Below are 13,139 nucleotides of genomic sequence, written 5' to 3' on the forward strand. Positions count from 1 at the left end.
CACCTTGCGTCCAGTGCTCGGCCAGCGGTCAGGCACGTGATGGTCATGGGGATTCGAATAATGAAAAACCCTTATGCTCTCGGCTTCTGGTGCGCCATCGTTGCACTGGTGCTGCTTTCTGCGACTTATTTCTACGGTGTCATGCTGGCGCACCAGATCGACAAGGCAATGATCTTTCTCGACAGCGCCAGCGCGCTGATTGCGGTGAGCGCCATCGTCTTTGTTGCCTGGACGTCGTTCCAGACCCAGAAAATCAAGAAAAAACAGCTGGAGCAGGGCAAGACCCTGGTGGCGATCTGGGACACCAAAGTCGCCCTGCGCCGGGTCGAAACCGTGTTCGACCGGTACTTCTGGGGCAGTTACTGGCAGCCGGGGCGGACCTTCCAGGAGGTCATGGGCGAGTTGACCGGCACCCCCCTGGAAAAAAGCCTCGAAGCCCTGAAAAAACAATGCGTACTGCTGGATAAACAGGCCGCGGACGGTCGCCATTGGCTGAACAACGCCCGCGAACTGTCCGACGTCGCCGCCGCCATGGCCCGCGAGCGTTATCAACTGGACTTCTGCGACCCGCGTTCGGAAACGCCGGGCGGCGCGGTGATCAACCGGGATTTCGAAGTGCTGGTCTACACCTGGACCGCCCGCCTGAAAAGCTTCGATCACCAGCTCGACGCGCTGGAAGTCGAATACTCCGAACATGCCTAGCGGCCGGCGCGCGCCTTGACCCCATGCAAGGCAGCTCCCGCATCCCCTTGCTCAGCCTGTAGCGACTACAGGCTGTGTTTTTTGTTTGCCTGATACACGGCGCACATTCACGACTTTTCACATGGAAAGGTTGGGCCGCCCGGCCTGGCCGGTGCTAATCTTCGGCAGTTTTACGCACAGTCGAGCCACAACCCGTGCCGGGTTCAGGGAAGACGACCATACATTCAACAACGGATCGATCGGGTCAAATAATGAATAAATCAGCAGGCGTACTGTTAGGAATCGTCGTCGCGGTGGGCGCTATCAGCGCCGGCGGCGCCTGGTATACCGGGACCAAGCTGGAAGGGGTGCTGCAAACCTCTATCGCCGACGCCAACAAGGAACTCCAGGCAGCCATGGTCGGTTCCAACGGTACCGCCAGCCTGGAGCTGGTCTCGCTGGAGCGCAATCTGTTCAGCAGCACCGCGCGCTACCGCCTCAAGGGCCAGGGCGAGATGTTCGGCGACAGCGCCGAGGGCGTCGAACTGGTGTTCGTCGACCGCATCGAACACGGCCCGCTGCCGTTCTCGCGCCTGATGACCCTGAAATGGCTGCCGGTCATGGCCACCAGTCACTATGAGCTGGAAAAGAACACCCTGACCGAGAAATGGTTCGCCGCCACCAAGGATGTTTCCCCGCTCAAGGGCGTGGTCAACCTGGGTTACGACCGTTCCGCCACCGGCAACCTGGAGTTGCTGCCGCTGGATACGGCCCTGGATGACAAGTCGACCCTCAAGTTCTCCGGCCTGAAGCTGGACCTCTCGACCAGCGCCCAAGCGCAGAAGGTCAAGGCCGAAGGCTACATGGACAGCCTCAAGCTCAACAGCGTCGCCGAAGACCAGACGCCGGTGCAGGTCGAGCTCAACGGCCTGACCCTGGCCAGCAACCTGACCAAGAGCAACTATGGCTTCTACGTCGGCGACAACACCCTGGAGCTGACCAGCACCAAGGCCACGTTCGGCGAGAAACAGTCGGTGCTCAGCTTCAAGAATTCGCAGATCAAGAGCGCCACCGACGAGAAGGGCGCCCACCTGGCCGGCCGTGCCGACTACAAGATCGGCGAAGTCGCCCTCAACGGCAAAGCCGTCGGTTCGGCGCAAATGGCCTGGAGCATGAAGAACCTCGACATCGCCTCCGGCATGTCGCTGATGCAGGTCTACCAGAACAAGCTGCAACCCTACGAAGACGCCGTCGCCGCGGCTGAAGCCGCCGGGGAGCCTGCGCCCGAGCTGAACCTGAGCGAGGCCGAGCAGGCCCAGGTCAAGGCTGACCTGGACAAGCTGCTGGCTGCCCAGCCGCACATCGCCCTGGAAAACCTCTCGTTCAAGACCGCCAACGGCGAAAGCCGCCTGAGCCTGGTGGTGGACCTGAACAAGCCGCAATCCATGGATCTGCCGCCGGCCGAACTGAGCAAGCAACTGCTCACTCAGTTGAACCTGAACCTGCTGCTGTCCAAGCCGATGATCGCCGACGTGGCGGCGTTGCAGGCGCAACTGGACGGTGTGACCGACGCCAAGGCGATCGCCGACCAGGGCAGCATGGCCGCCGACATGGTCAGCGGCATGGCGCTGGGTACCCAGCTGGCCAAGCTGGAAGGCAACGACATCGTCTCCAAGGTGCGCTATGCCAACAACGAAGTGGACTTCAACGGCCAGAAAATGACGCCTGAGCAGTTCGTCGGTTTTGTCATGAGCAAACTGGGACCAGTCACCATCCAGTAAGCCTCGAAAACCCCTTCGCGGGGTTTTCAGCCAGAAACGCCCGGCCTCCGTAGCACGGATCTGCCGGGCGTTTTTTTGCCTGCATCCGACGGCAGAATCCCCACCCAGAGCCTCCTTGAACATGGCTACAGGCCACGTCGTTCGCGGATTCGGGCAAAAACGAATCTGAAGAAATATTGCATTTGCGCATCTGCATCAGCCTTGCGTGGAAGACTCCGCCCCAATCTGGCCGAGTCATCTGATTCGGCTTCCTGGCACGTATCAGGCGGGGGGACACAAAACCCCGGCTAGCCATGTAAGGACGCTGAAGAAATGCCGCCCATTGTTCACCCCGTTCGCCTTTATGGTTTGCGACCGCTGTTTCGCCTGGCGTTATGCAGCCAATTGCTGTGGCCGACCCTGGCCCTCGCCGACCCGGCGTACGACCGCCTGATTCTCGATGCCCGCGCCGGCAGCTATGCGCCAGCCCTGAGCCATTTGCGCCAGGTGCCGGCCGACCGCCTGAGCACCGGGCTGGTCAGCGACCACCTGCAGATCGCCAGCTGGGCCGGTCTCGACACCGAAGTAGTGAATGTCTATGAAACCCAGGCCCGTGGCCGGGTGCTGCCGATCCAGGCGCTGACCGCCACCGCCCGTGCCTACCGCAATCTGCAGCGCTGGGACTCGGCGATCCAGGTGTACCGCCTGGCCCTCGAACGCGACCCGCAGAGCCCCGACCTGCAACTGGGCCTGGCCCTGACCCAGGCCGATGCCGGCAAGCCTGAGGAAGCGGTGCGCCGTGCCCGCGAGCTGGTGGCGGCCAAGCCTGACGATGCCACCCGCCGCCTGGCCCTGGGCTATGCCCTGACCCGCGCCGGTTCGCCGTATGACGCGCTGTTCGAGTTCGACCAGGCATTCATTCGCGCCGGCACCCGGCCGGAAGTCGCCCGCGAATACCTGTTCGCGCTGCAACGGGCGCGCCTGCCGGAACCGGCCTTGCGCCTGGCCCGCCAGCGCCCGGGGCTGATCGATCCCGTCATGGAGCGTCGTCTGCAAGGCGACCTGGCCGCCGAGCGCGTGCGCCTGGCCGAGCTGGCCACCCGCAGCGAGAAAGAGCGTTATGTCATCGCCGACCGCGCCCTGGCCGATTACGACCAACTGCTCGCCACTTGGACCCCGGACCCGGCGGCCAAAGACGACGTGACCCGCTGGCGCATCGACCGCATGGGTGCGCTCAAGGCCCGGGCGCGCACTGCCCAGGTGATCGACCAGTACCACAAGCTGACCGCCGAAGACGTGGCCATCCCCACCTACGCCCGGCGTTGGGTGGCGGCCTCCTACCTGGACCAGCGCCAGCCGGAGATCGCCAGCGACCTCTATCGCCAGGTGCTGGCGGCGCCGGATGCCGATGTCAGCGACCGCGTCGAAGACAGCACCGCGCTGTATTACGCGTTGCTGGAAAGCGATCGCCCGCAGGAAGCGCAACAGGTCGCCGACGACCTGGCCAAGAACCAGAAACCGCGGGTCGAGCTCAAGGGACTGCCGGTGGGCAACCCCAACGATGAGTGGATGGACGCCCAGCAGCTCGCCGCGCAGTCCGGTACCTACAGCGCCGACCTGCCGGGCAGCGAGCAGCGCCTGGCCAGTCTGGTGGACCAGGCGCCGGGCAATATCGGCCTGCGCGTGGCCCAGGCCAACCTGTACCAGGCCCGGGACTGGCCGCGTCGCGCCGAGGGCCTGCTCAAGGAAACCGAGAGCATGGCGCCGCGCGATGTCGGCCTCGAAGTTGCCCAGGGCCACACCGCCCAGGACCTGCAGGAATGGCGTCAGCTCGATGCCCTGACCGACGACGTGGTGCAGCGTTATCCCGACAACCGCCAGGTGCAGCGCCTGGCCCGCCAGCGCCAAGTGCACGACATGGCCGAGCTGCGGGTCGAGACCTATGGCGGCAAGAGCTACGGCGGCGGCAACAACGGTGCCGGCGCGGTCTCCGGCAGTAAGGATTTCGGGATCGAGACGGTGCTCTACAGCCCGCCGATCAATGAAGACTGGCGGCTGTTCGGCGGCCTCGGTTATGCCACCGGCGACTTCCAGGAAGGCACCGGGCACCACCGCTGGCAGCGTATCGGCGTGGAACGCCGGACCCGCGACATGACCCTGGAAGCGGAAGTCTCCAACCACTCCTACGGCTTCGACGACAAGCAGGGCGCGCGCTTGTCCCTGGCCCGCGACATCGACGATCACTGGCAGTACGGCGGCAGCCTGGAATACCTCTCGGCCAATACCCCGCTGCGGGCGCTCAACAGCAACATCTACGCCAATGGCGGCAGCGGCTTCGTGCGCTGGCGGGCCAACGAGAGCCGTGAATGGCGGCTGGCCCTGAGCCCCTCGCATTTCAGCGATGGCAACAACCGTTTCGAGGCCCTGCTCACCGGTCGCGAGGGCGTCTACGCCACGCCCCATGTGCAGGTCGACCTGGGCCTGGAAGTCGGCGCCAGCCGCAATACCAAGGAAGACACGCCCTACTTCAACCCCAAGTCGGACTTCACGGTCCTGCCGACGGTGAACGTCAACCACGTGCTCTATCACCGCTACGAAACCTCCTGGAGCCAGCAGTTCCAGGTGGGCGCCGGTACCTATAGCCAGCGCGATTACTCCACCGGGGCGATTGGCCTGCTCAGCTATGGCCAGCGCGTGACCTGGAACGACGTGTTCGAAGCCGGCGCCGCCCTGAGCGTGCTCAACCGGCCTTACGACGGCGACCGGGAAACCGACCTGCGCCTGCTCCTCGACCTTACCTATCGCTTCTAGAAGAGTCTGAAGATGCCTCCGATGACCCGTTGCATCCTCCTGCTGGGAGCCCTGATTCTCAGCGCCTGCGCCCAGCCCGCCGCGGACTTCCTGCCGCCGGCGCAGCGCCCCGTGCCTGCCAACGAAACCCCGTGGCCGAAAAACCACGTGCTGGGCATTGCCTACCACGACGTCGAAGACCGCGACCCCGACCAGGCGGTGGTGGCCGTGCGCACCGAACGCTTGATCGAGCAACTGGCCTGGCTGCGCGAGAACGGTTACCAGCCGGTCACCGTGGACCAGATCATGGCAGCGCGCAAAGGCGGCCCCGAGCTGCCGGCCAAGGCCGTGTTGCTGAGCTTCGACGACGGTTATGCAAGCTTCTACACCCGCGTGCTGCCGGTGCTGCGCAGCTACAACTGGCATGCCCTGCTGGCGCCGGTGGGGGCGTGGGTCGATACCCCGCTGAACCAGCCGGTGGACTTTGCCGGCACCCCGCGCCAGCGCTCGGACTTCCTGACCTGGCAGCAGGTCCGCGAGATCTCCCGTTCCGGCCTGGTGGAAATCGCCGCCCACACCGACGCCAACCACAAAGGCGTGCTGGCCAATCCCCAGGGCAACCTGCAACCGGCCGCCGCCACCCGGCGTTATGACGCCAGCAGCGGGCGCTATGAAAGCGAGGCCGAGTTCGAGGCGCGCCTGCGCAGCGACGTGGCGGCGATCTCGAAAAAAATCCGCGCCGCCACCGGCTACAGCCCGCGTGTCTGGGTCTGGCCGTACGGCGCCGCCGACGGCACCGCGCTGCGGGTGGTGGGCGAGCAGGGCTACGACATGGCCCTGACCCTCGACGACGGCCTCGATACCCTCGACAACCTGATGAGCAGCCCGCGGTTCCTGGTGTCCTCGGACCCGGACGGCATCCACTTCTCCAACAGCATCGTCGGCGTCGAAGCCAGCAACGCCATGCGCGTGGCCCATGTCGACCTGGACAACGTCTACGACCCGGACCCGCAGCAGCAGGAAATCAACCTCGGCAAGCTGGTCCAGCGCATGGCCGACCTGGGCGTGAATACGGTGTTCCTGCAAGCCTTCGCCGACCCCAAGGGCGATGGCCTGGTGCACTCGCTGTACTTCGCCAACCGCCACCTGCCGGTGCGCGCCGATATCTTCGATCGGGTCGCCTGGCAACTGCGTACCCGGGCCAACGTCAAGGTGTTCGCTTGGATGCCGGTGCTGAGTTTCGCCCTCGACCCGAGCCTGCCGCGCGTGACCCGCTGGGACCCGGAAACCGGTCAGGTCGCGGCCGACCCCGACCAGTACCGACGCCTGTCGCCGTTCGACCCGAAGGTGCGGCGCATCATCGGTGAGATCTACGAAGACGTGGCGCGCCTGACCTCGGTGGACGGCATCCTCTACCACGACGACGCGGTGCTCTCCGATTTCGAAGACGCCAGCCCCGCAGCGCTGCGTACCTACGCCGCCAACGGCCTGCCCGGTTCGATCGCCGCCTTGCGCGCCGATCCGGCGACCCTGCAGCGCTGGACCCGCTTCAAGAGCCGCTACCTGATCGACTTCACCCATGAGCTGACCGCCAAGGTCAAGGCGATCCGCGGGCCGCAGGTGCTGACTGCGCGCAACCTGTTCGCCGAGCCGATGCTCAACCCGCAGAGCGAAGCCTGGTTCGCCCAGAACCTCGACGACTTCCTCGCCAACTACGACTGGACCGCGCCGATGGCCATGCCGTTGATGGAGGGCCAGCAGCGCAAGGCTTCCGGCGCCTGGTTGGAGCAATTGGTGGCCACCGTCAAGGCACGCCCCGGCGCACTCAACCGTACCGTCTTCGAACTGCAGGCCCGGGACTGGACGCAAAAACCGGCGAGCGATATCGACGCCGCGCAGATGGCCGACTGGATGGGCCGACTCAAGCGCCAGGGCGCGACCAGTTTCGGCTACTACCCGGATAACTTTCTCGAGAACTCGCCGGACCTGAAGACCATCCGTCCCGCGCTCTCCACCAAGTGGAATCCTTAAATCATGTTGGATCGACTGCTAGCCCTGCTCGTTCTGGCGATTGTCCTCGGTGTGCCGCTGGGCCTGATCTTCCTGGTTACCGGCCAGTTCCTGATGGACTTCGTGTTCTTTTACCCGCTGTTCATGTCCGGCCTGTGGATCGCCGGCGGCCTGTACTTCTGGCTGCACTGGGAACGCCACTGGCCCTGGAAGGACGACACCTTGCCGCCGGTGCTGGCAGGCGAGCCGCTGATCAGCATCCTGATCCCTTGTTACAACGAGGGCGACAACGCCGCGGACACCATCCACGCGGCGCTGGCCCAGCGCTACCCGAACATCGAAGTCATCGCGATCAACGACGGCTCCAAGGACAACACCGCGCAAGTGCTGGACGCCCTGGCGCTGGAGGATCCGCGGCTGCGGGTGGTGCACCTGGCGGAAAACCAGGGCAAGGCCGTGGCCCTGCGCATGGGCGCCGTGGCGGCGCGCAGCGAATACCTGGTGTGCATCGACGGCGACGCGCTGCTGGCGCCGAACACTGCGGCCTACCTGGTGGCGCCGCTGCTGGAGAATTCGCGCCTGGGCGCGGTGACCGGCAACCCGCGCATTCGCACCCGCTCGACCCTGGTGGGTCGGGTCCAGGTGGGCGAGTTCTCCTCGATCATCGGCCTGATCAAGCGCACCCAGCGCGTGTTCGGGCGGATCTTCACGGTCTCCGGGGTGATTGTCGCCTTCCGCCGCTCGGCCCTGCACCGGGTCGGCTACTGGAGCCCGGACATGATCACCGAAGACATCGACATCAGCTGGAAGCTGCAGCTCGATCACTGGAGCATCTTCTACGAGCCACGGGCGCTGTGCTGGATCCTCATGCCGGAAACCCTGCACGGCCTGTGGAAGCAGCGCCTGCGCTGGGCCCAGGGCGGCGCCGAGGTGCTGTTCAAGAACATCCGCGGGATCTGGCAATGGCGCCACCGCTACCTGTGGCCGCTGCTGTTCGAATACTGCCTGTCCACCGGCTGGGCCTTCACCTTCCTGCTGTCGGTGATCTTCTGGGGCGTCGGCAAGTTCATCGTCATGCCCGAAGCCATCGCCGTCGACCGCCTGATGCCGCCGGCCTTTACCGGGCTGGTGCTGGCGATGGTCTGCCTGCTGCAGTTCGCGGTCAGCATCCTGATCGATCGCCGGTATGAAAAGGGTTTGGGCAAGACCATGTTCTGGGTGGTCTGGTACCCCCTGGTGTTCTGGTTCGTCAGTCTGCTCACCACCCTGGTGAGTTTTCCCAAGGTGCTGTTCAGCCAACACCAGAAGCGTGCGCGCTGGGTCAGCCCCGACCGTGGCATCAAGCCCATAGATGATGAAGAGGAGGCTCGCTGATGAAAATCATCAGAACCCGTCAACGCCCATTGCTGGTGCTCGTCGATGCGGCGTTCACCGTGCTGGCCTGGATCGGCCTGGTGTACCTGCTGGTGCGCGGCCTGTGGCCGCTGATCGACACCCACGACGGCCCGCGCATCGAAGTCGGCGTGCTCGAGGCGCTGGGCACTTTGCAGATCTACCTGTGGGTGGCCCTGCTCAACGCCGCCGTGCTGATCCTCTGGGCGCGTTACCAGCAGCGCAAGAGCAAGGGTTTTGCCCGGCGCCGCCTGCCGTCGCCGGCGGTGGACGACCGGCGCCTGAGCGAAAGCTTCAAGCTCAGCGCCGCCAACTTTGCGCGCATGCGCCAGCCCGGGACCATGACGGTGCACAACGACGAGGAGGGCGGCATCAGCCTTGTCACCACCGGCTTCTTCCGTCTCAACACCGAACGCCCGCCGCATGCGCCGTTGCTGGCGGATTCCGTGGAACGCTGATTAAGTTGCTGATTGAAGGTGGCGGGTCAGGGCGGCCGGGTAAAAATCCCGGCGGTCGTCGAAAAAAGCCCCGGAGCTGAAAAATCCGGGGTTTTTTCGTTTACAAGCGGCTGCGGCTCAAGCTCAATCAACGGCAATATCGCTCAAGCGCGACGCTTTGCCGCGCAGCTATAGTCTCCAGGCTCCTGTTCCCAAGCTCCGATGAACCCATTCGCAGAAGGTGCTCGCGTATGTCCCGTTTTGCCTCTCTCAATACCTGGCTGGCCGCCGGCGCCGTCCTGCTGTGCCTGCAGTTGCCGGTCCAGGCCCAGGAGCGTTTCACCCTGAACGTGCCGGGTGTCTCGGACAACCGCCTGTTCACCCCGGCCAGCGCCAGCGATGCCAAGGGCTGCGGCGGGCATAACCAGTCGCCGGCCCTGGCCTGGACCGCCGGCCCCGAAGGCACCCGCAGCTACGCCATCGTGATGCACGACCCGGACGGCGCCAAAGGCCAGGGTATCGATCACTGGGTGCATTACGGGATCAAGGCCACGACCCGGCAGATCGCCGCCGGCGTGGGGGCCAAGGGCACCCTGGAAGGGCTGGGCGGCACCAACAGCAAAGGCACCACCACCTACGTCGGGCCCTGCCCGCCGGTGGGCGACAGCGCGCACCACTACATCATCCAGATCTACGCCCTGGAGCTGGCGCCCGACGCCTTGCCGGCCGGCCTGACCCGCGCCCAACTGCTGGAAAAGATCAACGGCCACGTGCTGCGTAACAGCAGCGTGGTGCGGCGCTACCTGCGCTAAGGGAAAATTTTTTCCGGGGCTTAACCCGAATCATCCAGGGGCTTCGTCTGAAGGGGGGAATGGATCAATTTCTCCCGAGGTCAGCCCCCATGTTCCTTCCTCCGTACTACCTTCGCCCCGCCGTTCAGGGTTGCGCCGCCGGGTTGCTGTTGGCCATGGCCGGTTGCGGCCCGTCCACGCCGGATACCCGGGGCGGCGCCTTGCCCGTCCAGGAAGCGGTCGCACCCCAGGCCGCCGTGCCCTCGCCGAGCGAGACCCAGCGCGCCGATGTGATCCTGGCCGGATACAACAACGCCAAGGCGGCCGCCCCGGCGCCCATGCACGCCTCGATGATGACGCGCGAATCGCTGCCCGGCGGCTATCGCACCGAGCCGCGGGAGCAGTACCAGAACCTGCCGGACAACCCGATCCACAGCGTGGCGCAGGCCCCGGTCTCGACCTTCAGTGTCGACGTCGATACCGGCGCCTACGCCAACGTCCGGCGCCTGCTCAACCAGGGCAGCCTGCCGCCGCAAGGCGCGGTGCGCCTGGAGGAACTGGTCAATTACTTCCCCTACGATTACGCCCTGCCCGGCGATGGCTCGCCGTTTGGCGTGACCACCGAGATCGCGCCGTCGCCCTGGAACCCCCATACCCGTCTGCTGCGCATCGGCATCAAGGCTTCGGATCGCGCCGTTGCCGAGCTGGCGCCGGCCAACCTGGTGTTCCTGGTGGACGTGTCCGGCTCCATGGACCGCCGCGAGGGCCTGCCGCTGGTGCAAAGCACCCTCAAGCTGCTGGTCGACCAGTTGCGCGAGCAGGACCGGGTGTCGCTGGTGGTGTATGCCGGTGAATCGCGGGTGGTGCTGGAGCCCACCTCCGGGCGCGACAAGGCGAAGATTCGCAACGCCATCGAGCAACTGACGGCGGGCGGCTCCACTGCTGGCGCCTCGGGTATCCAACTGGCGTATCAGATGGCCCGCCAGGGCTTCATCAAGAACGGCATCAACCGCATCCTGCTGGCCACCGACGGTGACTTCAACGTCGGCATCAGCGACTTCGACCGCCTCAAGCAGATGGCCGTCGAGCAGCGTAAAAGCGGGGTGTCCCTGACCACCCTCGGCTTTGGCGTGGACAACTACAACGAGCACCTGATGGAGCAATTGGCCGACGCCGGTGATGGCAACTATGCCTACATCGACAACCTGCGCGAGGCACGCAAGGTCCTGGTGGACCAGCTCGGCTCGACCCTGGCGGTGGTGGCCAAGGACGTGAAGCTGCAGGTGGAATTCAACCCGGCCCAGGTCAGCGAATACCGCCTGCTGGGCTACGAGAACCGTGCGCTGAAACGCGAGGATTTCAACAACGACAAGGTCGATGCCGGTGAGATCGGCGCCGGGCATACGGTTACCGCGCTGTATGAAATCGTGCCCAAGGGCGAGCAGGGCTGGCTGGAGCCGCTGCGTTATGGCCAGGCCCAGGCCAAGACGTCGTCGGAGTCGAACAGCAAGGACGACGAGCTGGCCATGCTGCGGGTGCGCTACCAGGCGCCCCAGGGCGGCGGCAGCCGGCTGATCGAGCGGCCGATCCTGGCTTCGCGGCAGCACGGCAAACTCGCCCAGGCCAGCGATGATCTAAGATTTGCCGCAGCCGTGGCGGCGTTCGCCCAGCAGCTCAAGGATGGTCGCTACACCGGCGACTTCGGCCTCAAGGACACCGTGGCCCTGGCCCGCGGCGCCAAGGGCGAAGACCCTTTCGGCCTGCGCGGCGAGTTCGTGCAGCTGGTGGAACTGGCGCAGAGCCTGCAGACTGCCGCTCCGGCGGATCAACCGGGACGCTCCGGGGAGGCCTTGAGCCGCCGTGAATAACGTCATGACCCACCACCAGAAGGAGTTCAGCACGACCATGCCTGCGGTGAACCGGTCAGGGCCCGCCAGCAGCGACGAAACGCTGCTGGCGCGTTATCGCGCGGGTGACAGTGCGGCCTTCGAGGTTCTCTACCAGCGCCATCGCCAGGGGTTGTACCGGTTTCTGCTGAGCCTGTGCGACAAGGCCGAGCTGGCCGACGAGGTCTATCAGGACACCTGGCTCAGCCTGATTCGCACCAGCAGCGCGCCACAGGGCCGGGCCAGTTTTCGTACCTGGCTGTACCAGATCGCCCGCAACCGCCTGATCGACCACTGGCGCAAGCACGGCATGCGCAACCCGCTGCACGACAGCTACGACGAGCAACTGCATGACCTGGCCGATGACGCCAGCGGCCCGGAACAGCACCTGAGCCTGAGCCGTGAACGGCAACGCATCGACGCCGCCTTGCAGGACCTGCCCGCCGACCAGCGCGAAGTGTTCCTGCTGCGCGCCCATGGCGAACTGGAATTGCCGCAGATCGCCAGCCTTACCGATACGCCGCTGGAAACGGTGAAAAGCCGTTTCCGTTATGCGCTGAAAAAACTGCGTCGGCTCCTGGCCGAGGAGGTACTGACATGACTGACGCCCGACAACTTCCGCCCACCGAAGAAGAGCGCATGCTCGAGCATATTCGCCAGCACAGCCAGGGCGAACCGCCGGCCAGCCTCGACGCCCTGATCATGGCCACGGCCCGCCGCGAAGCCCCGATCCCCAAGCCTTCCCTGTGGCAACGCTGGTTCGATCTGTGCCGCCAGCCGCGCTGGCAAGTGGCGTTCGCCGGCCTGTTCGGCGTGACCCTGCTGCTGGGCGTGTTGCAGCGCACTCCAGAGCCTGCGCCCCGCCAGGTGCTCGCCCCGGCGCCCATGGCCAAGGCCGCGGCTCCTCAACTGGCACGCCGCCAGGCCGAATCTGCTCCAGCCGGCGCAGCCTCTGCAGACTCAGTCCCTGCCGAATCAAGCATGGAGGAATCGAACCACTTCGAACTGGCCGCCACGCCGCACGCCAGCGGCGCCTTGTCGGCGCCAGCTCCCGCGGCTCCCGTGGCGGGCCTGCCGCTGACCCGGGATACCGAAGCCTTTGCCGCCGAGCCTTATGAGTCCCTGGGGCACCTGGCGTCGTTTCCGGGCAAGGAGCAGGTCGAGCGCGACACGCCGGAGTCGATCCTCGACGACGCCCTGCGTGATGTGCTGCACCTGCGCCAGACCGGCCAGGGCAAGATCGCCGACCAGTACATCAGCGCCCTGAAACAGCGCTTCCCCCATGAGGACATCGACGCCCGCCTGCGGGCTTTGCAGCAACCCTGAGGGTAAAACGCGCGCAAGTAATGGCCTGGCACTCGGAAAACGCGCACTATCGAGGCAGTTTCCTGA

Annotated in this window: 10 protein-coding genes; all 10 read left to right on the plus strand. The window is 65.4% G+C overall.

Annotation, left to right across the window (positions count from 1 at the left end; genetic code table 11):
- The first annotated feature begins 60 nt into the window (after window positions 1-60).
- The 10 genes from J4D52_RS20820 to J4D52_RS20865 all read left to right on the plus strand — a co-directional run bounded on the left by J4D52_RS20820 (window position 61) and on the right by J4D52_RS20865 (window position 13,073).
- Window positions 61-702 (plus strand): hypothetical protein, encoded by a 642-nt coding sequence (locus tag J4D52_RS20820; RefSeq protein WP_016705008.1) that lies wholly within the window; start codon window positions 61-63, stop codon window positions 700-702.
- 251 nt (window positions 703-953) lie between these two features.
- Window positions 954-2,462 carry a YdgA family protein gene (locus J4D52_RS20825; RefSeq protein ID WP_063427729.1) on the plus strand — a complete coding sequence of 503 codons (1,509 nt, stop codon included), beginning with the start codon at window positions 954-956 and terminating at the stop codon, window positions 2,460-2,462.
- Between the two features lie 312 nt (window positions 2,463-2,774).
- Window positions 2,775-5,252 (plus strand): poly-beta-1,6 N-acetyl-D-glucosamine export porin PgaA, encoded by a 2,478-nt coding sequence (gene pgaA, locus J4D52_RS20830; protein WP_102676462.1) that lies wholly within the window; start codon window positions 2,775-2,777, stop codon window positions 5,250-5,252.
- Window positions 5,253-5,264: 12 nt separating this feature from the next.
- Window positions 5,265-7,262 carry a poly-beta-1,6-N-acetyl-D-glucosamine N-deacetylase PgaB gene (pgaB, locus tag J4D52_RS20835; protein WP_102676461.1) on the plus strand — a complete coding sequence of 666 codons (1,998 nt, stop codon included), beginning with the start codon at window positions 5,265-5,267 and terminating at the stop codon, window positions 7,260-7,262.
- Window positions 7,263-7,265: 3 nt separating this feature from the next.
- On the plus strand, window positions 7,266-8,615 hold the full coding sequence (pgaC, locus tag J4D52_RS20840) for a poly-beta-1,6-N-acetyl-D-glucosamine synthase (RefSeq protein WP_102676460.1): 1,350 nt from the start codon (window positions 7,266-7,268) through the stop codon (window positions 8,613-8,615).
- A complete protein-coding gene (gene pgaD / locus J4D52_RS20845; RefSeq protein WP_102676459.1) occupies window positions 8,615-9,091 on the plus strand; it encodes a poly-beta-1,6-N-acetyl-D-glucosamine biosynthesis protein PgaD in 477 nt (158 codons plus the stop codon). The genes pgaC and pgaD overlap by 1 nt, the downstream gene beginning before the upstream one ends.
- 230 nt (window positions 9,092-9,321) lie before the next feature.
- Window positions 9,322-9,882 (plus strand): YbhB/YbcL family Raf kinase inhibitor-like protein, encoded by a 561-nt coding sequence (locus J4D52_RS20850; protein WP_102676458.1) that lies wholly within the window; start codon window positions 9,322-9,324, stop codon window positions 9,880-9,882.
- Between the two features lie 89 nt (window positions 9,883-9,971).
- Window positions 9,972-11,729 (plus strand): VWA domain-containing protein, encoded by a 1,758-nt coding sequence (locus J4D52_RS20855; RefSeq protein WP_102676457.1) that lies wholly within the window; start codon window positions 9,972-9,974, stop codon window positions 11,727-11,729.
- A 37-nt stretch (window positions 11,730-11,766) separates the two neighbouring features.
- Complete coding sequence (locus J4D52_RS20860) at window positions 11,767-12,348, plus strand: RNA polymerase sigma factor (protein WP_102676465.1); 582 nt, start codon at window positions 11,767-11,769, stop codon at window positions 12,346-12,348.
- On the plus strand, window positions 12,345-13,073 hold the full coding sequence (locus tag J4D52_RS20865) for a hypothetical protein (protein ID WP_102676456.1): 729 nt from the start codon (window positions 12,345-12,347) through the stop codon (window positions 13,071-13,073). The genes J4D52_RS20860 and J4D52_RS20865 overlap by 4 nt, the downstream gene beginning before the upstream one ends.
- Window positions 13,074-13,139: the final 66 nt, after the last annotated feature.

Origin of the sequence: Pseudomonas sp. GW460-12-10-14-TSB1 (assembly GCF_017349775.1) — a bacterium.
GTDB classification, from domain to species: domain Bacteria; phylum Pseudomonadota; class Gammaproteobacteria; order Pseudomonadales; family Pseudomonadaceae; genus Aquipseudomonas; species Aquipseudomonas piscium.